This window comes from Streptomyces sp. cf386 (assembly GCF_900103585.1).
Lineage (GTDB): Bacteria > Actinomycetota > Actinomycetes > Streptomycetales > Streptomycetaceae > Streptomyces.
Genome location: NZ_FNHV01000008.1, coordinates 231,953 through 254,772 on the forward strand (window position 1 = coordinate 231,953; position 22,820 = coordinate 254,772).

A 22,820-nucleotide genomic window follows, 5' to 3' on the forward strand; every position below is an offset into this window, starting at 1 on the left:
CCGGCCATCAAACCGGTACCCCGTCCCCGCGTGCAAATTCTGTGTACCGGCCGTACTGCCCCTGTAACGCTTCCGAGACTCTTCTTTCGCGTACGGTCACGGAACGGGCACCTCGCTTGACCTGTCAGTGCCTTGGGGCAGACTTGGCCGGGAATAGCACATTGGATCACTCGGACCACGCGGATCAACGGATCCACTCAACCGATCCACGGCAACGCAGGCGCCCAAGAGGCTACGGGGGAAGCAGAACATGAGCCAGGACGGCGCACAGGGCGGGACCGCGGGGCGGTCGCTGGCCGGCGGCCGCTATCAGCTGCGCGACCTGCTCGGCCAGGGCGGCATGGCCTCGGTGCACCTCGCATACGACACCGTGCTCGACCGGCAGGTGGCGGTCAAGACGCTGCACACCGAGCTCGGCCGCGAGCAGGCGTTCCGCGAGCGCTTCCGCCGCGAGGCCCAGGCCGTGGCGAAGCTCACGCACACCAACATCGTCTCCGTCTTCGACACCGGCGAGGACACGCTGTCCGACAGCGGCTCCGCCGCGGGCGACGGCATGCCGACGCCGTACATCGTCATGGAGTACATCGAGGGCCGACCGCTCAGCTCGGTCTTCGACGAGGACATACGGCAGTTCGGCGCGGTGCCCGCGGACAAGGCGCTGAAGATCATCGCGGATGTGCTCGCGGCGCTGGAGATCAGCCACGAGATGGGGCTGGTCCACCGGGACATCAAGCCGGGCAACGTGATGGTGAACAAGCGCGGCGTGGTCAAGGTCATGGACTTCGGCATCGCGCGCGCCATGCAGTCCGGTGTGACCTCGATGACGCAGACCGGAATGGTGGTCGGCACCCCGCAGTACCTCTCGCCGGAGCAGGCGCTGGGCCGGGCCGTGGACGCCCGCTCCGACCTGTACTCGGTCGGCATCATGCTGTTCCAACTGGTCACCGGGCAGCTGCCGTTCGACGCGGACTCGCCGCTGGCGATCGCGTACGCGCATGTGCAGGAGGAGCCGGTGGCACCCTCCTCGATCAACCGCGCCCTGCCGCCGGCCGTCGACGCGCTGGTCGCCCGCGCGCTGAAGAAGAATCCGAACGAACGCTTCCCGAGCGCCGAGTCCATGCGCGACGAGACCCTGCGCGTGGCCGCGTCCTTCCAGGCCACGCCGCCGAGCATCGTGCCGGGCGCGCAGACGCAGAGCGGGCAGGGCGTCGGCGCCGCGGTGTTCCCGCCGGTCGTCCAGACGCCCCCGCCGCCGGGCCCCGCCCAGACGCCCCCACCGGCGGCCCCCGTCCAGACGCCGTATCAGCAGACCCCGCCCCCGAACCCGTACAGCACCCCGCCGCCGGCGATGCCCGCGGCGTACGGCTATCCGCAGCAGCCCGGTCATGGGACGCCCCCGCCGGCCGCGTACTCCCCGCAGCCGGGCATCCCGACCCCGCCGCCGGGCATCCCTGCCCCGCCGCCGTACGGCATGCCGCCCCAGCCGCAGCGTCCTTCGGGCGGCGGCAAGAACCGGTCGACGATCATCGTCTCGATCGTCGTGTCCGTCGTGGCGGTGGTCAGCCTCATCCTGGCGACGACGCTGAACGACGGCGGCAGCGACGACGACGATCCGTACAGCCTGCCGACGAGCGACTACACCTACAGCTACAGCCCGTCCCCGAGCCCGACGGGCACGGGGACGAACGCACCGGGATACCGGGAAGGGGACGCCACGAGCACGGTCGAGACGACTGCGTGCACCGACCCGTTGAAGACCTACGACGACACCGGCTACGTGCGGGCGCCGAGCTTCCTGTTCAAGTCCTGGCCGTCGGTCAAGAAGTGCCTGGACGCCGCGGGCTGGGACTACAAGACGGTCGACGTGAACGAGAACCTGTTCGGCCACAACACCGTCATGGAGCAAACGCCCAAGTCCTACAAGGAGTTCGACCCGGACAACCCGCCGGTCTTCACGATCGGGGTCTCGACGGGTCTTCCGCGGACGTCATGACGTCCACGGGATGAGTCCGCTGGCTGAAAGGGCCCGGCAGCATCGGCTGCCGGGCCCTTCTCCTGTCAGAGGGGGTGGTTACAGGTACGGCCCACCCACTCGGCCGCCCTGGCCCGGCTCGCCGTCCTCGTGGCCGCCGACGCCCGGCGGGAGGGCGCGACGCATCTGCTCCAACTGGGCGCGGGCCGCCATCTGCTGGGCGAACAGCGTGGTCTGGATGCCGTGGAAGAGGCCCTCCAGCCAGCCGACCAACTGGGCCTGCGCGATCCGCAGTTCCGCGTCACTCGGGGTCGCTTCGTCCGTGAACGGCAGGGAGAGCCGCTCCAGCTCCTCGACAAGCTCCGGCGCCAGACCGTCCTCCAGCTCCTTCACCGAACTGGCGTGGATCTCCTTCAGCCGGACCCGGCTCGCCTCGTCCAGCGGAGCCACGCGCACTTCTTCGAGCAGCTGCTTGATCATGCTTCCGATGCGCATGACCTTCGCCGGCTGCTCGACCTGCTCCGTCACGGGGATCTCGCGGGAGTCCTCGTCTCCGTTGCCGCCGGTGAGCGCCATCCCGTCCTGACCCACGACCAGGATCTGGGGGGTCTCGGGCGACCTTTCGTTCCTCGGCATCTCCATGCCGCCATTCTCTCGCACCCGTACAGCTCATCATCGTGGTGCCCCCCATGGGGAGAGATCCACCGTTTACGGTGCGGGACTTTCCGTCACTCTTCGGCGTCTCCGGCTCGGATGAGTCGCACGAGACGCGCCTCGCAGATGTCGAGCCAGCGGCTTTCCGCCTCGGCGTGGAAGACGAGCTGCTCCAGCACGAGCAGCCGGGCCAGCTCGTCCGGGTGCTCGTGCGCCCGCGCCAGCGCCTCGGCCCGCTGCCGTACGTAGCCGTGCAGGGCCTCGGTCACATGTCTGCGCTGCGTCCCCACGACTGTGCGTACGTCGACGCCGGGCGCCCCCACCGCCATCACCAGCTTGATCGCCAGCTCGTCGCGGGGCGGGCTCACCCGCTGCACGGGCCGCGTGAACCAGGCCCGCAGCTCGACACGGCCCGCCTCCGTCAGCGCGTACAGCACCCGCCCGGCCCGGTCCACACCGTCCTGGACGACCAGGCCGTCCCGCTCCAGCCGGCCGAGGGTCGTATAGACCTGGCCGATGTTCAGCGGCCAGGTCCCGCCCGTGCGCGCCAGGAATTCGGTGCGCAGCCGCGCGCCGTAGCGGGCGCCGGGTTCCAGGAGCGCCAGCAGTCCGTGTCGTATCGACATACCCGGATTGTGCGCCGGATTCGGTCGGGTGGCGGAGTCCGGAATGCCGGGTGTGGTGGGTGCGGTGAGGATTGTTCCTATGACTCCATGGCTGGCCGTGGTGGGGAAGCGACGGGGACGGGGACCGGGACGGGTGCGGGCTGCCTCCGGGGGTGTGGGGGGCTGGTGCGGGCCGGCGGGTGCGGGTGCAGCTGAGGCTCGGACTGCGGGTGCGGGTGCCGTAGAGCAGCGGATGTTGCGGGCCACCTCCGCGCCTGCTGTCGGGGCGGTGCAGCTTGTTCCGGGTGGTGCGATCGCGGCCTTGCCGGGGGCTGGGTGCGGGGCCGCCGGGTTCTCGCCGTCGGAGGGCGTGGACGGGATCGGGGTGCGGTCGGTTCTGCGGGCGGTGCGGACCTGGTCGGCGGTGCAGGGTCCGGTGGCTCTGCGGGCGCAGAGAGTCGTGGTTGTGCTGGTGGTGGGGATGGCTGTGGGGCTGTCGGGAGCTGGGATGTCGTACGGGCATGAGGGTCCACGCGGTGCCCGTAGTGCGGGTGGTGCGGGTGGAGCGGGTGTGCTCTGGACTCCCTCCAGCTCCACGGCCGGGTCCTGGGCTCCCTCCGCGCCCACAGGTTCGCCGGGGAATTCCTTCGGGGAACCCTCAGGGGAGTCCTCCGGCTCCGCAGCCGAGCCCCGGCCTTCCTCCAGCCATGCGGATGAGTCCAAGGCTGCCTCCGGCCTCTCCGCAACGCCTGGAGAGTCCAAGGAATCCAAGGAGCCCCGGGAGTCCAGAGAGGCCCAGGAGCCCCAGGAGCCCCAGGAGTCCAGGGAGCCCCGGAAATCCGGAGAGTCCAAGGCATCGAGGGGGTCCGGCAAGTCCAAGGAGCCCAGGGCGGCCAGGGAGTCGAGGGCATCGTCCGCCTCCCCCGCTCACGGACCCGTCACCTCCCCGCCCGCGCCCTCCGACGGGCCGTCCCGGGCCGGGAGCCGGGCGGGCGAGGGGCGGCAGCGGCCGGGGCGGGAGAAGGGGCCGCTGGAGGACGAGGAAGCGACGCGGGACGAGCCGGACAGCGGCGTGGGCGACGACACGGGCGACGAGGAGCGCGACGGCTCGACGTTGCCGGAGGCGGAAGCGGAGGGCGAGGACGACGGCGGGAGTGCGCCCGAGAGCGCGGATGCCGCCGACGACCTCGCCCGGGAAGCCTCCGCAGAGCCCTCCGCCCCGCCGACGCACCCCGTCGCGCATGCCGAGGGCCCCGTCGAACCCGTGATGCAGATCCTGCCGCTCGGCAGCGGGCTGGTACTCATCGGACTCGGTCTGGGCCTCGCCTTCGTCGGCCTCCGGCTACGGCGCGGCTAGAGGGGCGGAGGTCCTCCGGAGGAGCCGACTGCGGGAACGGCTCTTCGTGGGCGAGCAAGTCGAGGCGCCCCATAGCCTCCGCCTGCCGAGCTCCTCCCCGCCCGCCGACGTCCACCTCCGCCACCGGTGCCGACGCTTGCGGCCGCCCCGGGCGAGGCACCCCGTCACCCCGCCCGGCCACGCTCCAGGGCGCACGGCAACGCAGCACCCAGGCCCAGAGACTCCCGCCCCACCCACCGACGCTCGCCCCAGCAACCGCTCCCGCTCAAGCAGCCCTACGCCACAACGAGCAGCACCTTCCCCACATGCCCGCTCTCCTCCACCACCCGATGCGCCTCGGCCGCTTCGTTCATCGGGAGTTCGCGGTCGACCACGGGACGCACATGGCCGGCATCCAGCAGCGGCCACACATGTTCGCGTACGGCCGCCACGATCGCCGCCTTCTCGGTGACCGGGCGGGCGCGCAGCGAGGTCGCGCTGACGGCGGCTCGCTTGGCCAGGAGTGCGCCGATGTTGAGTTCGCCCTTGACGCCGCCCTGCATGCCGATGATCGCGAGACGGCCGTTGACGGCGAGGGTCTGGACGTTGCGGTCGAGGTATTTGGCGCCCATGTTGTCGAGGATGACGTCGGCGCCGGCCCCGTCGGTGGCCTTCTTGACCTCGGCGACGAAGTCCTGTTCCCGGTAGTTGATCAGGATGTCGGCGCCCAGCTCGGCGCACCGGTCCAGCTTCTCCTTGCTGCCCGCGGTGACGGCGACCTTCGCGCCGACGGCCTTGGCAAGTTGGATGGCCATGGTGCCGATGCCGCTGGAGCCGCCGTGCACGAGCAGGGTCTCGCCGGGGCGGAGGTGGGCGACCATGAAGACGTTGGACCAGACGGTGCAGACCACCTCGGGCAGGGCGGCGGCCTGCGTGAGGCTCACGCCCTTGGGCACGGGGAGCAGCTGGCCGGCGGGGACGGCGACCTTCTCGGCGTAGCCGCCGCCCGCGAGCAGTGCGCACACCTCGTCGCCGACGGCCCAGCCGGAGACGCCCGGGCCGACCTCGGCGATCCGGCCGGAGCACTCCAGGCCGGGATAGGGGGAGGCGCCGGGCGGCGGGTTGTAGAAGCCCTGTCGTTGCAGGATGTCGGCTCGGTTGACGGCCCCGGCCACCACCTCGACCAGCACCTCGCCCTCACCGGGCACGGGATCGGGGACCTCGTCCCACACCAGCGCCTCGGGCCCACCAGGTTCGGGAATCGTGATCGCATGCATGGCACGGACGCTACTCCTCGGCCCTCGCTCACCGGCCCGCGTACCCCACACAAGAGCCGTCCGTAGCCGCATTCGTGGTCCTGTCAGGGCCGGCGCCTCCGTCCCCGGCCCCATCCCCCTCGGACCTTGGACGGGTCTCTTCGAAATTCCCTGTGCGCCGCCGATGAGTTTGCGCGACCGTAAAAGTCTCCCCATGCGTAGCCCAAGAACGCGGAAGGACCACCCGGAAGGACCCCGAAAGCATGAGCACGCAGACGACGTCCGGTCTCGCGATCGAGACCGCCGGCCTGGTGAAGACGTTCGGTGAGACACGGGCCGTCGACGGCGTGGACCTCGCGGTTCCGGCCGGCACGGTCTACGGCGTCCTCGGCCCGAACGGCGCCGGCAAGACGACCACGGTGAAGATGCTCGCCACCCTCCTACGACCCGACGGCGGTGAGGCCCATGTCTTCGGCCACGACGTCGTGCGTGAAGCCGACGAGGTGCGCGGCCGTGTGAGTCTCACCGGCCAGTACGCCTCCGTCGACGAGGACCTCACCGGCACCGAGAACCTGGTCCTGCTGGGCCGGCTCCTCGGGCACGGCAAGCAGGCCGCGCGGGAGCGTTCCGCGCAGCTCCTGGAGGCCTTCGGACTGACCGAGGCGGCCGGGAAGCAGGTCAAGCACTACTCCGGCGGCATGCGGCGCCGTATCGACATCGCCGCGTCCATCCTCAACACCCCCGACCTGCTCTTCCTCGACGAGCCGACGACCGGTCTCGACCCGCGCAGCCGCAACCAGGTGTGGGAGATCATCCGCGCGGTCGTCGCCCAGGGCACCACCGTGATGCTGACCACGCAGTACCTGGACGAGGCCGACCAGCTGGCGTCCCGTATCGCCGTCATCGACCACGGCAGGGTCATCGCCGAGGGGACCAAGGGCGAGCTCAAGGCGTCCGTCGGCGCCGGTTCCGTACATCTGCGGTTGCGTGATCCGGCACAGCGGGACCTCGCGGCGGAGCTGTTGGTCCGCGCTCTCGACGCGCATGTGCAGCCGGAGCCCGACCCGGTGGCGCTGACCGCCCGGCTGAGTGCGGCGGCGAGCAACGACACCGCGGCCGAGCAGGCCGCCCGCGCGCTGAACGAACTCGCCCGCGCCGGTGTCACCGTCGACAACTTCTCGCTGGGCCAGCCCAGCCTGGACGAGGTGTTCCTCGCCCTCACCGGACACGGCACCGGCGAAGCCGACGACGCCGACGACAGGAAGGACGAGGTGCCGGCATGAGCACCGCGACGACCACCGAGAACAAGGAACTCGCCCCGATCAGCGCCGAGTCGCTCGCCGCACTGCTGGTCGCCGGGGAGCGACCGCCGCGACCCAGCGCCTGGTCGGCCTCCATGACCTTCGGATGGCGGGCGATCCTGAAGATCAAGCATGTGCCGGAGCAGCTCTTCGACGTCACCGCGTTCCCGATCATGATGGTGCTGATGTACACGTACCTGTTCGGGGGCGCCCTGGCCGGGTCTCCGAAGGAGTACATCCAGTTCCTGCTGCCGGGCATCCTGGTGATGTCGGTCGTGATGATCACGATGTACACCGGCGTCTCGGTGAACACCGACATCGAGAAGGGTGTCTTCGACCGCTTCCGGTCACTGCCCATCTGGCGGCCGTCGACCATGGTCGGCTATCTGCTGGGCGACGCCCTGCGCTACACCATCGCCTCGATCGTGATGCTCACCGTCGGCATCATCCTGGGCTACCGCGCGGACGGCGGCGTCGTCGGCGTGCTCGCCGGGATCACGCTGCTGGTCGTCTTCTCGTTCGCGTTCTCGTGGATCTGGACGATGTTCGGGCTGATGCTGCGCTCCGAGAAGTCGGTGATGGGCGTCAGCATGATGGTGATCTTCCCGCTCACCTTCCTGTCCAACGTCTTCGTCGACCCGAGCACCATGCCGGGCTGGCTCCAGGCCTTCGTCAACAACAGCCCTATCACCCATCTGTCCTCGGCCGTGCGCGGGTTGATGGCGGGCGACTGGCCGGCCGACGAGATCGCCTGGTCGCTGGGCTGGGCCGGGCTGTTCGTGCTGGTCTTCGGGCCGATCACGATGCGGCTGTACAACCGCAAGTAGCCGACCGGGGCTTCAGCCCTGAGGCAGACGCCGGGTGTCCGGGGCGACCTGGGCGCTCGGCGTCGCCCGTACGATCGTGATCAGCCGGTCCGTCAACTGCAGTGTCCCGACGGCCTGATCGTCGTATCCGAGCACGCGGTGCCCGCGTACGACGCTCACCACCAGGTCGTCGGTCTGCCGGGGGCTCTTGCCCACCTCGGCCTTGACGACCGGCCGTTCGACGATGTCGAGCCCGCTGCCCTGCTGGATCAGGTCCTCCAGGACCATGCCGGCCGCGGGGCTGAGCACGGAGAGGCCGAGCAGTCGGCCGGCCGCGCTGGCGCTGGTGATGACCGCGTCGGCGCCGGACTGTTTCAGCAGCGGCGCGTTCTCCTCCTCACGCACCGCGGCCACGATCTTCGCGCCGCGATTGAGCTGCCGGGCCGTCAGCGTGACCAGGACGGCGGTGTCATCACGCTGGGTCGCGATGATGATCTTCCGCGCCTTCTCCACCTCGGCCCGCTTCAGCACCTCGCTGCGCGTCGCGTCCCCCGTGACCCCGGCGTATCCGTCCGCGACCGCCGCCTCGATCACCTTGGAACTCGGGTCGACGACGATGACCTGGTCCTTCCGCAGGCCCGTCGCACAGACGGTCTGGATCGCCGACCGCCCCTTAGTGCCGAAGCCGACGACGACGGTGTGGTCACGCAAGGTGGACCTCCAGCGGGTCAGACGCCATTCCTCTCGGGTCCGCTCGGTGAGGACCTCCAGCGTGGTGCCGACCAGGATGATCAGGAACAGCACGCGCATGGGCGTGATGACGAAGATATTGGTGAGCCGGGCGGCATCACTGACCGGGGTGATGTCGCCGTATCCGGTGGTGGAGAGGCTGACGGTCGCGTAGTAGAAGGCGTCGAGGAGGTCGACGGCACCGTCGGAGTTGTCGTTGTAGCCGTCATGGTCGGCGTAGACGATCAAAGCGGCCGCCACGAGCAGCGACAGGGCCAGCAGGACCCGCTTGGCGACCTGCCGGAACGGATGCTCCACGATCTTCTTCGGGAGTTTGATCCGATAGGTCGCGACCCTCTCGTCCGCCCCACGGGCGATCGCGTCCTGGCCCGGAAGTTTCACGTGAAACACACCTCGATACCGGCGCTGGCCCAGGGCAGATCGAGCAGTTCCGTCTCCTGACCTGCACGGGCACCGCCCGGCGGTACGACGGCGACCGCGTCCGCCGCCGCCATGCCCCGCAGCATGGCCGGGCCCTGGTAGTGCAACGGCGCGGCATGGTCGCCGCGCAGCACGACGGGGATGAGCCGGGTGTCGTACGGATGCCCGTGCGCCGCCTCGCTCAGGGGCAGCGTGTACGCCTCCGGGGCCGGTCGGGCAGCGAGGGTGCGCAGCAGGGGTTCAGCGAGGGTGAGCAGGCCGGAGACGGCGGCGAGGGGGTTGCCGGGCAGACCGACGAGGTGCTGGTCCTCCTTGATGCGCGCCAGCAGCATGGGGTGGCCGGGCCGCACCTTGACGCCGTCCACCAGGAGTTCGGCACTGATGCGTTCCAGGGTGGGGTGGACATGGTCGACGGGGCCCGCCGCGGTGCCGCCGGTGGTGACGATGAGGTCGGCGTCGGACTTGGTGAGCGCCTTGTGCAGGGCCTTGGCGTCGTCGCCGAGCCGGCGCAGGGCGGTGACCTCGGCGCCGAGTGCGCGCAGCCAGGGCGGCAGCATCGGGCCGAGGGCGTCACGGATCAGCCCGTCGTGCGGGAGCCCCTCGGTGAGCAACTCGTCGCCGAGGACGAGGACTTCGACGCGGGGGCGGGGTACGGCGGTGAGGGTGTCGTATCCGGCCGCCGCGGCCAGCCCGAGCACGGCCGGGGTCACGAGGGTACCGACCGCGAGCAGGTGGTCGCCGTTACGGCACTCCTGGCCACGTGGGCGGATGTCCTGGCCGGGCTCGATCTCCCGGGTGCCGTGCAGCCGGTCCTTGCTGTCCATGCGGCCGTGCTCGCTGCGCAGGACGGCGGAGGTGTCCGGGGGGATGCGCGCGCCGGTCGCGATGGGGACGGCCTCGCCGTCGGTGAGCCGCTCGGGCTCGGCATGCCCGGCCAGGACACCCTCGTCCCGTACGTCCCAGGGGCCTGGGCCCGCGACCGCCCAGCCGTCCATCGCCGAGGTGTCGAAGGAGGGCAGGTCGGTGAGGGCGGTGAGGGGGGCGGCCAGGGTGAGGCCGAGGGCGGCGTCGAGGGGGAGGGAGACGGGAGCGCGGCGGGCGGCCCGGGTGGCGGTGCGGGCTGCGCGGGCGGCGATCTCGCGGGCGTCGGGCCAGGGGGTGGCCTTGTGGTGGCGGTCCGGGGTGGGGGCGGGCACGTGGTCGCCGGGGGTGGGGTGGCCGTTGCCGTTGCGTTCCTTCACGAGTGCGAGCACCTCATCGACGTCGAAGTCCTCGGCGTCCTCGTCCGCCTTGATGCCGCGGGCGGTCATCCGGCGTCCGGGCGGGTGTCGGGGGTGGCGTCGGGGGCCGCGTCGGGCTTGGCGGCGGCCTCCTCGGCCCAGCGGAGGGCGAGGGCGGCGGCCTTGCGGGATGCCTCGGCGACGGCTTCGGGGCCGCCCTCACCACCCTTGGCCTGCGCTGCCGCGTATCCGACGAGGAAGGTGGTCAGCGGGGCCGCGGGCCGCGCCACGCCGTGGGCGGCGTCGCGGGCGAGGTCCAGCAGCAGCTTGGTGTCGACGTCGAGGTCGAGGCCCAGTTCGTCCTTGACTGCGGAAATCCATTCATCCAGCACGTGCCCATGCTCCCTGATGCGTGCCCTGGCGGTGGCGATGTCGTCCCAGGTGTCGCAGTCGAAGGACGCGACGGGGTCCTGGACGCGGGTGAGGTCGAGCGCGCCGGTCAGCCGGCGCAGGGGGAGGCCGGTGACACGACCGTCGGCATCGGCAAGTGACGCCAGTTCGCGGCGCAGCGCGGACCCGCGGTACGCGGCGACAAGTGGCTGGTCGCGGCCGTCGGCGTCGGTGAGCAGCGCGCCGTCGGCGCCGCTGGTGCCCAGGGTGGCCAACAGCCGCCGGACCGTGCCCTCGTCGAGGAACGGCAGATCGGCCGAGAGGACGACGACCCGCTCCGCCGTGGTGTGCCGCAGCCCGGCGTCGAGGGCGGCCAGCGGGCCGCCGCCGGGCGGGTCCTCGCGCGCCCAGGTCACGGGACGCGCGGTCGGTCGGGGATCGGCGACGACGACGGTGGTGCGCGCGTCGGCGCAGGCGGCCAGCACCCGGTCGAGCAACGCCCGCGCGCCGACCCGCACCCCGGGCTTGTCCGCCCCGCCGAGCCGCCGTGCGGCACCGCCGGCGAGCACGACGGCGTCGTACACGTCGCCGCTTCCGGCATCGGCGGCGCCTTGCGCGCTCGGCGGTTCGTACGCGGTCACCCCCCGAGTATGCGTGCCTCCACGATCACAGGGAACGCTGGGGAGGCAGCAAGCCAGGGGAACGCAAGGGAGACGGCGGGCCCGCGGAACGCGAGGGAGGCAGTGGTCCCGCGGGCGGCTCCGTCCGTCACAGCGTGCGCAGCAGCACCGCCGGCTGTTCCACGCAGTCCGCCACATACCGCAGGAAGCCTCCCGCGATGCCGCCGTCACAGACCCGGTGGTCGAAGGTGAGCGAGAGCTCGACGACCTGCCGCACCGCCAGCTCGCCCTCATGCACCCAGGGCTTGGGGATGATGCGGCCGACGCCGAGCATCGCGGCCTCGGGGTGGTTGATGATCGGCGTGGAGCCGTCGACGCCGAACACGCCGTAGTTGTTCAACGTGAAGGTGCCGCCGGTGAGTTCCGCGGGTGTGAGGGTGCCCGTGCGGGCCGCCTCGGTCAGCCGGGCGAACTCCGCGGTCAGCGACTCCGCGTCGCGCGCGTGCGCGTCCCGCACGACCGGGACGACCAGGCCCCGCTCGGTCTGTGCGGCGAATCCGAGGTGTACATGGTCGAGCTGGACGATCTCCCTGGCCTCCATGTCGACCGTGGAGTTGAGCTCGGGGAACCGGGCCAGGGCGGCGGTGCAGATGCGGGCCAGCAGGGCGAGGAGGGAGATCTTCGGCCCGCCGGCGGCGTTCATCGCGGTCCGTGCCCGCATGAGCTCCGTCGCGTCGGCGTCCACCCAGCAGGTCGCGTCCGGGATCTCCCGCCGGCTGCGGGAGAGCTTGTCGGCGACGGCGCCGCGGATGCCCTTCAGGGGGGTTCGGATGCCGCCGAGCGGGGCGGAGGAGCGGATGGGGGCCTGCGCGGCCGGGACGGGCGCGGAGGTGGCCGGGGTCGTCGGAGTCATCGGGGTCATGGGCGGGTGCGGCTCGGCCGACGGCTGTGCCGGTCGTCCCTGCGCCTCGGCGGCACGCAGCGCGTACTCGACGTCGGCCCGCAGGATCAGCCCGTCCGGTCCGGAGCCGTGCAGCTCCCTCAAGTCCAGGCCGTGCTCCCGGGCGAGGCGGCGGACGAGGGGGGAGATCACGGGCACAGGGCCGTCGCTACGGGTCTCGTCTTCGGCCGGTGCGGCATCGCGGCCGTGGCCGACGGGACGGTGACCGACGGCGCCGTGCCCCGCCGCGGCACCTGTGCCGACGGGCCGCGCCACGCCCGTGGTGGCGGGCTCGACGGCCGGCGTGGCCCCACGCGCGGCGGTGCCGTTCGCCGCCCCGGCCGACGGCTGCCCCGTCGAGGTCGTCGGCACGGCCGGCCGTACGCGCCTGCGCCGCTCCGGGGGCGCACCGGTGCCGTATCCCACGAGGACGTTGCCCGAGCCCTCGTCCGAGCCCTTGCCCGGCTCCTCGGCCGGAACACCGGAAGCGGGCGCCCCCACCGCCACCGTCAACAGCGGTGCCCCGACGGGCAGTTCCGTGCCCTCCTCGCCGAAGCGGGCCGTGACCACGCCGCCGTAGGGGCAGGGGATGTCGACCATCGCCTTGGCCGTCTCGACCTCGACGACCGGCTGGTCGACGGTGACGAGGTCTCCGACCTCGACGAGCCAGCGCACAATCTCCGCCCCGGTGAGCCCCTCCCCGAGGTCGGGGAGCTTGAACTCAAGACTGTGCATGTCAGAAGCGTGTGCCATCAGCTCTCGGCCTCCCATTGCAGACGCCCCACAGCGTCCAGGATCCGGTCCACGCCGGGCAGGTGGTGACGCTCCAGCATGGGCGGCGGGTAGGGAAGGTCGAACCCGGCCACGCGCAGCACCGGCGCTTCCAGGTGGTGGAAGCAGCGCTCCGTGACCCGGGCCGCGATCTCCCCTCCCGGTCCGCCGAACCCGCCCGACTCGTGCACGACGACCGCCCGTCCGGTCCGCCGTACGGAGGCGGAGACCGTCTCGTCGTCGAACGGCACCAGCGAGCGCAGGTCGACGACCTCCAGGTCCCAGCCCTCCTCCCGCGCCGCCTCGGCGGCTTCGAGGCAGACGGGCACGGACGGTCCGTACGTGATGAGCGTGGCGCTCCGGCCGGAGCGCCGCACCACCGCGCGGCCAATCGGTTCAACGTCCGTCGGATGATCGGGGTTCCAGGAGTCCTTCGACCAGTACAGGCGCTTCGGCTCCAGGAAGACGACCGGGTCGTCGGAGGCGATGGCGGCGCGCAGCAGGCCGTAGGCGTCGGCGACGGTCGCGGGCGTGACGACATGGAGCCCCGGAGTCGCCATGTAGTACGCCTCGGAGGAGTCACTGTGGTGCTCGACGCCGCCGATGCCGCCGCCGTAGGGCACGCGGATGGTGATCGGGAGCGGCATCTTGCCGCGGGTGCGGTTGCGCATGCGTGCGACGTGCGAGATGAGCTGCTCGAACGCCGGATAGGCGAACGCGTCGAACTGCATCTCCACGACCGGGCGCAGGCCGTACATGGCCATGCCCACCGCCGTGCCCAGGATCCCCGCCTCGGCCAGTGGGGTGTCCGTGCAGCGGTCCTCGCCGAACTCCTTGGCGAGCCCGTCGGTGACCCGGAAGACACCGCCGAGGGTTCCGACGTCCTCGCCCATGACGTGCACGGTGGGGTCGTCGGCCATGGCGTCGCGCATCGCGCGCGTGAGGGCCTGCGCCATGGTGGCCGGTTTGACGGCGACGGTGGTCATCGGTGCGGGCCTTCCGACTCGGCGTCGAGCTCGGCCTGCAACTGGGCGCGCTGTTCGCGCAGTTGCGGGGTGGGCTCGGCGTACACGTGCGTGAACAGGTCCATCGGGTCGAGCACCGGATCCTGGTTCATGCGTGCGCGCAGGTCGGCGGCCATCGCCTCGGCGGCGTCCCGCGCGGCCTGCTTGCCGGCCTCGTCGAGGAGGCCGCGCTCGGTCAGCTCGTGCTCCAGGAGCGCGATCGGGTCGTGCCCGCGCCAGGTCTCGACCTCGGAGTCGCCGCGGTAGCGGGTCGCGTCGTCGGCGTTGGTGTGGGCGTCGATGCGGTAGGTGATCGCCTCGATCAGCGTGGGGCCGCCGCCCGCCCGCGCGTTCCGTACAGCGTCGCTCAGCACCTCGTGCACGGCGGCCGCGTCGTTGCCGTCGACCAGGCGGCCGGGCATGCCGTAGCCGACGGCCTTGTGGGCCAGCGACGGGGCCGCGGTCTGCTTGGCGAGCGGGACGGAGATCGCGAAGCCGTTGTTCTGGACCAGGAAGACGACCGGCGCCTGCCATACGGCGGCGAAGTTCAGCGCCTCGTGGAAGTCGCCCTCGCTGGAGCCGCCGTCGCCGACCATGGCCAGCGCGACCACGTCGTCACCCTTGAGGCGGGCGGCGTGCGCGAGGCCCACGGCGTGCGGGAGCTGGGTGGCGAGCGGCGTGCACAGGGGGGCCACGCGGTGCTCGTAGGGGTCGTAGCCGGTGTGCCAGTCGCCGCGCAGCAGGGTCAGCGCCTCGACGGGGTCCACGCCGCGTGCGACGGCGGCGAGGGTGTCGCGGTAGCTCGGGAAGAGCCAGTCGCGCTCCTCAAGGGCCACCGCTGCGGCGACCTCGCAGGCCTCCTGGCCGGTGCTGGACGGATAGACGGCGAGTCGGCCCTGCTTGGTGAGCGCGGTCGCCTGGGTGTTGTACCGGCGTCCGCGCACCAGCTCCGCGTAGAGCCGGCGCAGCAGGTCCGCGTCGACCTTGGCGGCCACCTCGGTGCCGAGGACGCGGTAGGGCTCGGCGTCGGGCAGCAGCGGCGCGGGGTCCATGCGGGGCTGCCAGGCGGGCGGCGGCGATGGCCGATACGCGCCCCGCTGCTCCATGACCGTCATGACGGCACCTCCTCGTGGGAGCGGCTACGGGAGGCGCAGCGTCGGTGATGCGCCTCACCTACCGATTGTTCGGTCGTCGGCACATTTTGGCTACAGGCCCCCTCAGGCTGTGGACAAACGGTTCTCCACAGCCTCCAATGAACGCAGTACGTCCACGGCGGGAAGGTGGGGGGACATGGCGCCTGAACAAATGGCCGAAAGCCCGGACGGCAGCAGCCCCCTGCCGCCGCCGCGTCCGCTCGACGCCATCGATCAGGACATCCTCCAGATGCTCCAGGCGGACGGCCGCGCGTCGATAAGGTCGGTCGCCGAACGGGTCCATGTCTCGCGCGCCAACGCCTACGCCCGCATCAACCGCCTCGTCGAGGACGGCGTCATCCGCGGTTTCGGCGCCCGCGTCAACCACGAACGCGCGGGCCACAGCACCTCGGCCTACATCACCCTGAAGATCGTCCAGAACACCTGGCGCACGGTCCGCGAGCACCTCCGACAGCTGCCCGGCGCCTCCCACATCGCCCTGGTGGGCGGCGACTTCGATGTCCTGCTCCTGGTGCACACCCCCGACAACCGCGCCCTGCGCGAACTGGTCCTCACCCGCCTCCAGGCGATCCCCGAGGTCCTCAGCACGCGCACCCTGCTGGTCTTCGAGGAGGAGGACCTGGAGCCGCAGGGCTGAGTTCCGCTTCGGCCCGGGCTCGTAGCCAGGGCTCCGTCGCGGGAGGAGCGGTCACCCCTCCTGTCGCAGCCCCCCGAACACCAGCCGCACCACCGTGTCCGCGACCTCGCGCTCGTTCATGCCTCGGCCGTCCGGGCGGTACCACTCCACGATCGAGTTGATCATCCCGAAGACGAGCCGGGTCGCCAGCCGTACCTCCACGTCGGCGCGGACCTCCCCGTCGGCGGCGGCCGCCTTCAGGAGGGCTGCGACCTGGTGGTCGAAGTCACGGCGGCGTTCCAGGGCCCACCGCTCGGTGTCCGTGTTGCCGCGTACACGCAGCAGCAGCGTCACATAGGGCAGGTCGGCTATGAGCACCTCGACCATGCGCCGTACGACGTACTCCAGCCGGTCCGCGGCGTGCCCCACGCGCGCGTGCTCCTCGTCGAGGATCCCGAAGAGCCCGTCGAGCGCCCGGCTGACGGCGCGGCGCAGCAGCTCCTCCTTGCCCGTGACGTGGTGGTAGATCGACGACTTGGAGATGCCGGCCGCCTTGGAGAGGTGCTCCATGGAGGTGCCGTCGTAGCCGCGGTCGTTGAAGACCTGCACGGCGACGGAGAGCAGCGTCTCCGGGGTGTACGTGTCGCGCTTGGCTGTGGTCATGAGGTGCTGCCCTCCCGCTTGTCGGAGGCGTACGCGTGGCGGTACAGGGCGAGGGACGGCGCGTAGCGCCCGGAGGGGTCGCGCAGGTGCAGGTCGTCGAGGAGGGCGTACGCCCAGTTGCGGCCCAGCCTGCGGCTCCATTCGAAGGGGCCCAGGGGGTAGTTCACCCCGAGCCGCATCGCGGTGTCGATGTCCTCCACGGTGGCCACGCCCTTGGCGACGGCGTCGTGCGCCAGGTCGACGATCCGGGCGACCGTACGGGCGACGATCATGCCGGGGACGTCGCCGATGACACTGACGTCCTTGCCGAGCGCCTGGAAGAGGCCGATGGCCTCGGCGAGGGTACGCGGCGAGGTGTCCTGGGAGGCGGACAGGGCGATCCGGGTCGCCCGGCGGTAGTCGAGGGCGAGGTCGAAGTAGACGACGTCCCGGAACTCCACCGAGGTCTGGCCGTCGGCGAGGGCGAGCTGGCCGCCGCTCGGCAGCACCATGCGGGTGCCGTGGTCCTCGTCCTCCTCGCGCACGGCGATGCCCGCCTCGCGGATCAGCGTGAGCAGTTCGGACGCCGGGCCCAGGTCGCCCTCGGCGACGACGTAGGCGGGCTGCGGCCGCTCCTCCGCGGTGTGCGGCTCGTCGCGCTCGGCGTCCTCGGAGTAGTCGAACCAGCCGTGCCCGCTCTTGCGGCCGAGCCGGCCCGACTCGACCAGGCGCCGCTGGGCGAGCGAGGGCGTGAAGCGCACGTCCTGGAAGAAGGACTGCCACACGGAGCGCGTGACGGACTCGTTGACGTCCTGCCCGATGAGGTCGGTGAGCTCGAACGCGCCCATCCTGAAGCCGCCGCACTCGCGCAGGACGGCGTCGATGGTGGCCGGGTCGGCTCCTTGTGCCTCGTAGACCGCGAAAGCTTCGGCGTAGAAGGGCCGGGCGATGCGGTTGACGATGAAGCCGGGGGTGTCGGCGCAGGCGACCGGCGTCTTGCCCCAGGCGCGTGCCGTCTCGTACGCGCGCGTGGCCGACGTGACGTCGGTGGCGAACCCGGAGACGACCTCGACCAACGGCAGCAGCGGCGCGGGGTTGAAGAAGTGCAGGCCCACGAAGCGGCCCGGGTTGGCGAGGGCGCCGCCGATCGCGGTCACCGACAGGGACGAGGTGTTGGTGGCGAGCAGACAGTCCTCGCCGACGATGCCCTCCAGCTCCCGGAACAGCTCCTGCTTGACGTCGAGGCGCTCCAGGGCGGCCTCCACGACCAGGGCGCAGTCCGCGAGGTCGGCGAGCGACTCGGCGGGCAGCAGCCGCGCGCGGGCCGCGTCGCGGTCGGCCCCGGCGAGGCGGTCCTTCTCGACGAGCCGGTCGAGCCGCGCACCGATCGCGTCGGCCGCCTCCTGGGCCCGTCCGGGCAGGGCGTCGTACAGCCGTACGGGATGGCCCGCGACCAAGGCGACCTGGGCGATGCCCTGGCCCATGGTGCCGGTGCCGACGACGGCCACGGGGCTGCTGAGGTCGAGTGCTGTCATGTGCGCGATCCTCCCGCACGGGGTTTTCCACAGATGCGGCGGACCCCCTTGTCCCGACCGATCGTTCGGTTACTCTAACTCTGTCTGGCTGTTCCTGCCCATGTTTCTGCCCAGGTCATGAGCTCGACGGTGAGCTCTGGAAACGAGGAGTTGGTCTCGCATGGCCGCCGAACTGACCGCCCACGAGCTGATCGCCAAGCACCGGCCCACCCTCGACCAGGCGCTGGAAGCGATCCGCACGCGCGCGTACTGGTCTCCGCACCCCGAGCACCCCAAGGCCTACGGCGAGAACGGCAGCCTGGACGCGGCGGCGGGCAAGGCCGCATTCGACGCCCTCCTGGGCGACCGCCTCGACCTCGGCCAGCCCGGCACCGACGACTGGGTGGGCGGCGAATCCTCGCCGTACGGCATCGAGCTCGGCGTCGAGTACCCGCACGCGGATATCGACGCGCTGCTGCCGGCCATGAAGTCCGGTCAGCGGGCGTGGCGGGACGCGGGCGCGGAGATGCGCGCGGTGGTCTGTCTGGAGATCCTCAAGCGGATCAGCGACCGGACGCACGAGTTCGCGCACGCGGTCATGCACACCTCCGGCCAGGCCTTCATGATGGCGTTCCAGGCGGGCGGCCCGCACGCGCAGGACCGCGGCCTGGAGGCGGTGGCGTACGCGTACGTCGAGCAGGTCCGCACCCCCGACACGGCGGAGTGGACCAAGCCGCAGGGCAAGCGCGACCCGCTCGCCCTGACCAAGCAGTTCACACCGGTCCCGCGCGGGATCGCCCTGGTCATCGGCTGCAACACCTTCCCGACCTGGAACGGCTACCCGGGCCTGTTCGCCTCCCTGGCCACCGGCAACGCGGTCCTCGTCAAGCCCCACCCGCGCGCGGTGCTCCCGCTCGCGCTCACCGTGCAGGTCGCGCGGCAGGTGCTCGCCGAGGCGGGCTTCGACCCCAATCTGGTCGCGCTGGCCGCCGAGCGGCCCGGCGAGGGCATCGCGAAGACCCTGGCCACCCGCCCCGAGGTCCGGATCATCGACTACACCGGCTCGACCGTGTTCGGCGACTGGCTGGAGGCCAACGCCCGCCAGGCGCAGGTCTATACGGAGAAGGCCGGCGTCAACACGGTGATCGTCGACTCCACCGACACCTACAAGGGGATGCTGTCCAACCTGGCCTTCTCGCTGTCCCTGTACAGCGGCCAGATGTGCACCACCCCGCAGAACCTGCTCATCCCCCGCGACGGCATCCGCACGGAGGAGGGCCCGCGGACCTTCGACGAGGTCGTCGCCGACCTCGCGCGCGCGGTCGACGGCCTGCTCGGCGACGACGCCCGCGCGAACGCGCTGCTCGGCGCGATCGTCAACCCGGACGTGAAGGCCCGCCTGGAGGCTGCCGCCGGCCTCGGGGAAGTCGCCCTCGCCTCCCGTGAGATCACGAACCCCGAGTTCCCGGACGCGGTCGTGCGCACGCCTGTGATCGTCAAGCTCGACGGGGCCAAGCCGGATGACGAGGCCGCGTACATGAGCGAGTGCTTCGGGCCGGTCTCGTTCGCCGTCGCGGTCGACTCGGCCGGGGACGCGGTGGAGTTGCTGCGCAGGACGATCCGCGAGAAGGGTGCGATGACCGTCGGCGCGTACACCACCGACGAGGAGGTCGAGGGCGCGATTCAGGAGGTCTGCCTGGAGGAGGCCGCCCAGTTGTCGCTCAACCTCACGGGTGGGGTGTATGTGAACCAGACGGCGGCGTTCTCCGACTTCCACGGCTCGGGTGGCAACCCGGCGGCCAACTCGGCGCTGTGCGACGGGGCGTTCGTCGCCAACCGGTTCCGGGTCGTCGAGGTGCGTCGGGAGGCCTGAGCCCTGAATCAGGAGGACTGAGCCAGGAAAGCGCCCCCGGTGAGACTCCAGTGGTACAGCGTCATCGCCACGCTCGTCGCCAAGTTGTAGCTGGAGACCTGGGGGCGCATCGGCAGGGACACCAAGTGGTCGGCACGCGCGCGCAGTTCGGCCGACAGGCCGCTGCGCTCGGATCCGAAGGCGAGGACGGCGTCGTCCGGGAGTTTGCCGCCCCGGATGTCGTCGCCCTCCGGGTCGAGGGCGAACAGCGGGCCCGGCGGAAGCTCGTCCACCGCCAGGCGCTCCACCGCGGTCGCGAAGTGCAGACCCGCTCCGCCGCGTACGACCGTGGGGTGCCAGGGATCGAGCGTGCCGGTGGTGACCACGCCGGTCGCGCCGAAACCGGCGGCCAGCCGGATCACGGCGCCCGCGTTGCCGAGGTTGCGGGGGTTGTCGAGGACGACGACCGGGGCGGTGCGGGGAGTGTGCGCCAGCTTCTCCAGGTTGGCCGCGCGGGACGGACGTACCGCCAGAGCCGCCACAGCGGTCGGATGCGGGCGCGGCACGAGCGACGTGTACGTCGCCTCCGGGACCTCCCTCAGGAGCGCGTCCAGAGAGTCGCGGACGTCCGGAGCCAGCTCCTCGGCGAGGGCCAGCGCGGCTTCCCGGTCCACGGCTACCGCCACCGGGACCTCGGCTCCGAAGCGCACGGCGTGCTTGAGGGCGTGGAAGCCGTCGAGCAGGACGGACGTCTCGGCAAGCCGGTTCCAGGAGGGCACGGTCATGCCGTGAAGCCTACGTGCGCGTGCTCGGGGTTCTCCGGGGTGCGCGGCTCGGGAAGATCCGTACGGTCGTCGCAGCGCCGGACCCGACCTGACAGACGTCCACGCGCGCGTGCCGCCCAGTCGCCCAGGCGGCGCAGGAACGGCGTCGGCAGGAAGACCGCGTCCGCCGCGATCATCGCCAGCGAGAAGAACGGAAGCCCGAGGACCACCGCGATCACGGCGTGCTCGGTGATCATCGCCGCGAGGAGGACGTTCTTGACCCGCCGGTTGAACAGCGTGAACGGGAAGGCGACCTGCACGATCACCGTGCCGTAGGTGATGAGCATCACCATCGTGCCGCTGGACGACAGCAGGTCGGCGAGGGCCGGCCAGGGCGAGAAGTAGTCGAGGTGCAGCGGGTAGTAGACAGCGGTGCCGTCCTGCCAGCGGGAGCCCTGGATCTTGTACCAGCCCGCGGTGGCGTAGATCAGACACGCCTCGGCCATGATCACCAGCAGGGCGCCGTTGTGCACGATGTTGCCGACGACGTCGAGCAGGACGCGGGGCTGGGCGGTCCGCGCACGACGGCCCACGACCCACCACACGGCCAGGGCCAGCCAGACACCCCACAGGATCACCGGCACGGTCGGATCGCCGTCGAGGCGGCCGGCCGCGGTCACCGCGACCAGCGCGAACCCGAGCACCGCCCACAGAGCCGGACCGACCCGGTCCGGCCCGACCAGCTCTCCACGCGCGCGTGCCTCGCGGTCGCGCCGGGCACGGCGCTCGTCCAGCGACCAGACCTGACCGCAGCGCGTGAACACGAGGTAGACGCACATCAGGTGCAGCACGTTGTCGCCGCCGTCGCCCATGAAGACGGAGCGGTTCTGCAGCGAAAGCACACCGACCATGAACAGCACGGACATCGTGCGGGTCCGCCAGCCGAGCAGCAGCAGCACGCTGGTCAAGGCGGCGAAGGCGTAGACGGCCTCGAACCAGAGCTGACCATTGGTCCAGATCAGGGCGGTGAAGGCGCCGTTCGTCTTGATCAACTGCTGGGCGAGGCCGAACTCCCAGGGGCCTTCGGGGCCGTACATCTCCTGGCGGTGGGGGAACTCGCGCAGCAGGAACAGCAGCCAGGTCGCGGTGAAGCCGATGCGGATCACGGCCGTCTGGTACGGGCCGAGGGCGGACTCGGTGACGCGGGCGATGCCGGAGGAGATCGCGAGCGAGAAGCGGTTCACCGGGCGCCTCCCGAGCCGGCGTCGTCGCCGCCCTGCGGAATCCACCACCACGGCAGCACGCGGTAGGTCGCCTTGTCGGAGACCTGCTCGTCGCTCCACTTCGGCGGGCGCACATTGGTGGTGCGGGAGCGGACCTGGACGCGTTCGACGGTGCCGCCCTCACCGGCCGCGTTCGTGTGGTCGAGGCGCCGCTGCACTATGTGCCGCAGATACGTCTCGGACAGGGCGCCGCGCAGGCCCACGGGCCGGTTCTGGGCGTCATGCGTGGCGACGAAGAAGTCCCAGGCCCGGCGCAGCTCGTTCTGCTGGGTGTGGCTGGGCAGCAGATTGCCGTCGATGGCCCGGCCGTCCTGGGCGGACAGGTCGTACCAGCCGGTGGTGCGGACGTCGCCGTCGGCCGTGTCGATCTCGGCCCGGACCTGCACCGCGATGTTCTGCTGCAGCGGGTTGGGGGCGAACAGCTTCCAGTTCTGTTCGAACTCCGGGTATATCCAGTCGTCGATCGCCTTGCCGTGCTGCTTGGTGACCGTGTTCGGCGGCGCGACGTGCAGAAAGACCATGCCGATGTGCACACAGACGGCGATCGCCACGACCGCCAGGGCGAGGGCGGCGCCGATCTGGTAGCGCAAGGAGAGGGCGGCCACGCCGGTTCGCGGTTCGGGGGACCGCACCGGAACGGGGGCAGCAGGTGCAGCGGGACGGCTGGGCGGAGCCACGGCGACGGGCGAGGGCACGACGGCGGGCGGGGCGTCCCCCGGCTTCTCGTCCGGCCCGTGCCGGGCGGCCGAGCCTGCGTCCTGCGCGTCTGCCATTCCGTTTCGTTCCCCGATTCCGGTCCGTGGTCCCTAGGCGCTCGCACGGGAACGGTACTCAGGCCCACCCGCCGGGCACAGCCCCTGGCGGACTGCCGTCGTCCACACCATACGGGGGTACCGGGGGATCCCACGGGGGTCCTACGAGACCCTCACACACGGCCCTACGAGGAGCAT

20 protein-coding genes are annotated in these 22,820 nt (G+C 71.4%); 6 read left to right on the forward strand and 14 right to left on the reverse strand.

The features are described from left to right. Positions 1–250: 250 nt before the first annotated feature. Positions 251–1,993, forward strand: a complete 1,743-nt coding sequence (locus BLU79_RS22190; protein WP_093907590.1) for a protein kinase domain-containing protein — start codon at positions 251–253, stop codon at positions 1,991–1,993. 78 nt (positions 1,994–2,071) lie between these two features. Here BLU79_RS22190 and BLU79_RS22195 read toward each other — a convergent pair whose 3' ends face one another. Next, on the reverse strand, positions 2,072–2,614 hold the full coding sequence (locus tag BLU79_RS22195) for a bacterial proteasome activator family protein (protein ID WP_093907591.1): 543 nt from the start codon (positions 2,612–2,614) through the stop codon (positions 2,072–2,074). A gap of 86 nt (positions 2,615–2,700) precedes the next feature. Further along, on the reverse strand, positions 2,701–3,252 hold the full coding sequence (locus BLU79_RS22200) for a PadR family transcriptional regulator (RefSeq protein ID WP_093907592.1): 552 nt from the start codon (positions 3,250–3,252) through the stop codon (positions 2,701–2,703). A 550-nt stretch (positions 3,253–3,802) separates the two neighbouring features. On the opposite strand from BLU79_RS22200, the gene BLU79_RS48320 reads away from it, so the two are divergent. Next, positions 3,803–4,588: a hypothetical protein gene (locus tag BLU79_RS48320; RefSeq protein ID WP_177001130.1), complete on the forward strand. Its 786-nt coding sequence runs from the start codon at positions 3,803–3,805 to the stop codon at positions 4,586–4,588. Between the two features lie 275 nt (positions 4,589–4,863). Here the strand turns inward: BLU79_RS48320 and BLU79_RS22215 are convergent, their stop codons facing one another. Continuing rightward, entirely contained in the window at positions 4,864–5,844 is a 981-nt protein-coding gene (locus BLU79_RS22215) for an NAD(P)H-quinone oxidoreductase (RefSeq protein WP_093907595.1), read from the reverse strand. 242 nt (positions 5,845–6,086) lie between these two features. On the opposite strand from BLU79_RS22215, the gene BLU79_RS22220 reads away from it, so the two are divergent. Together BLU79_RS22220 and BLU79_RS22225 are read left to right on the forward strand one after the other, a co-directional pair. Next, positions 6,087–7,106 (forward strand): ATP-binding cassette domain-containing protein, encoded by a 1,020-nt coding sequence (locus BLU79_RS22220; protein WP_093907596.1) that lies wholly within the window; start codon positions 6,087–6,089, stop codon positions 7,104–7,106. Then, positions 7,103–7,951, forward strand: a complete 849-nt coding sequence (locus BLU79_RS22225) for an ABC transporter permease (RefSeq protein ID WP_093907597.1) — start codon at positions 7,103–7,105, stop codon at positions 7,949–7,951. Before BLU79_RS22220 ends, BLU79_RS22225 begins: the two co-directional genes overlap by 4 nt. A 12-nt stretch (positions 7,952–7,963) precedes the next feature. Here BLU79_RS22225 and BLU79_RS22230 read toward each other — a convergent pair whose 3' ends face one another. The 6 genes from BLU79_RS22230 to pdhA form a co-directional block, all read right to left on the reverse strand. Beyond that, a complete protein-coding gene (locus tag BLU79_RS22230) occupies positions 7,964–9,061 on the reverse strand; it encodes a potassium channel family protein (protein ID WP_093907598.1) in 1,098 nt (365 codons plus the stop codon). Continuing rightward, positions 9,058–10,410, reverse strand: a complete 1,353-nt coding sequence (locus BLU79_RS22235; RefSeq protein ID WP_093907599.1) for a molybdopterin molybdotransferase MoeA — start codon at positions 10,408–10,410, stop codon at positions 9,058–9,060. The genes BLU79_RS22230 and BLU79_RS22235 overlap by 4 nt, the downstream gene beginning before the upstream one ends. Then, entirely contained in the window at positions 10,407–11,351 is a 945-nt protein-coding gene (locus BLU79_RS22240; RefSeq protein ID WP_093907600.1) for an NTP transferase domain-containing protein, read from the reverse strand. The genes BLU79_RS22235 and BLU79_RS22240 overlap by 4 nt, the downstream gene beginning before the upstream one ends. A 127-nt stretch (positions 11,352–11,478) precedes the next feature. After that, positions 11,479–13,023 carry a dihydrolipoamide acetyltransferase family protein gene (locus tag BLU79_RS22245; RefSeq protein ID WP_093907601.1) on the reverse strand — a complete coding sequence of 515 codons (1,545 nt, stop codon included), beginning with the start codon at positions 13,021–13,023 and terminating at the stop codon, positions 11,479–11,481. After that, on the reverse strand, positions 13,023–14,027 hold the full coding sequence (locus tag BLU79_RS22250) for an alpha-ketoacid dehydrogenase subunit beta (RefSeq protein ID WP_093907602.1): 1,005 nt from the start codon (positions 14,025–14,027) through the stop codon (positions 13,023–13,025). The genes BLU79_RS22245 and BLU79_RS22250 overlap by 1 nt, the downstream gene beginning before the upstream one ends. Beyond that, entirely contained in the window at positions 14,024–15,160 is a 1,137-nt protein-coding gene (gene pdhA / locus BLU79_RS22255; protein WP_093907603.1) for a pyruvate dehydrogenase (acetyl-transferring) E1 component subunit alpha, read from the reverse strand. The genes BLU79_RS22250 and pdhA overlap by 4 nt, the downstream gene beginning before the upstream one ends. Positions 15,161–15,350: 190 nt before the next feature. On the opposite strand from pdhA, the gene BLU79_RS22260 reads away from it, so the two are divergent. Beyond that, positions 15,351–15,836, forward strand: coding sequence for an Lrp/AsnC family transcriptional regulator (locus BLU79_RS22260; protein ID WP_093907604.1), 486 nt, complete (start codon positions 15,351–15,353; stop codon positions 15,834–15,836). A gap of 51 nt (positions 15,837–15,887) precedes the next feature. On the opposite strand, the gene BLU79_RS22265 is transcribed toward BLU79_RS22260, so the two are convergent. Continuing rightward, the gene (locus BLU79_RS22265; protein ID WP_093907605.1) at positions 15,888–16,478 is read right to left on the reverse strand and encodes a TetR/AcrR family transcriptional regulator; all 591 of its coding nucleotides are present in this window, start codon (positions 16,476–16,478) and stop codon (positions 15,888–15,890) included. Continuing rightward, the gene (locus BLU79_RS22270; protein ID WP_093907606.1) at positions 16,475–17,992 is read right to left on the reverse strand and encodes a 3-hydroxyacyl-CoA dehydrogenase; all 1,518 of its coding nucleotides are present in this window, start codon (positions 17,990–17,992) and stop codon (positions 16,475–16,477) included. Before BLU79_RS22270 ends, BLU79_RS22265 begins: the two co-directional genes overlap by 4 nt. A 160-nt stretch (positions 17,993–18,152) precedes the next feature. Here BLU79_RS22270 and paaN point away from each other — a divergent pair, with 160 nt between their 5' ends. Continuing rightward, positions 18,153–19,844: a phenylacetic acid degradation protein PaaN gene (paaN, locus tag BLU79_RS22275; protein ID WP_093907607.1), complete on the forward strand. Its 1,692-nt coding sequence runs from the start codon at positions 18,153–18,155 to the stop codon at positions 19,842–19,844. 8 nt (positions 19,845–19,852) lie between these two features. On the opposite strand, the gene BLU79_RS22280 is transcribed toward paaN, so the two are convergent. Genes BLU79_RS22280 through BLU79_RS22290 form a run of 3 tightly spaced genes read right to left on the reverse strand, consistent with a single transcriptional unit; the run spans position 19,853 to position 22,643 of the window. Continuing rightward, complete coding sequence (locus BLU79_RS22280; RefSeq protein WP_093907608.1) at positions 19,853–20,608, reverse strand: TrmH family RNA methyltransferase; 756 nt, start codon at positions 20,606–20,608, stop codon at positions 19,853–19,855. Continuing rightward, positions 20,605–21,831: an HTTM domain-containing protein gene (locus BLU79_RS22285; protein ID WP_093907609.1), complete on the reverse strand. Its 1,227-nt coding sequence runs from the start codon at positions 21,829–21,831 to the stop codon at positions 20,605–20,607. Before BLU79_RS22285 ends, BLU79_RS22280 begins: the two co-directional genes overlap by 4 nt. Beyond that, on the reverse strand, positions 21,828–22,643 hold the full coding sequence (locus tag BLU79_RS22290; protein ID WP_093907610.1) for a DUF5819 family protein: 816 nt from the start codon (positions 22,641–22,643) through the stop codon (positions 21,828–21,830). The genes BLU79_RS22285 and BLU79_RS22290 overlap by 4 nt, the downstream gene beginning before the upstream one ends. Positions 22,644–22,820: the final 177 nt, after the last annotated feature.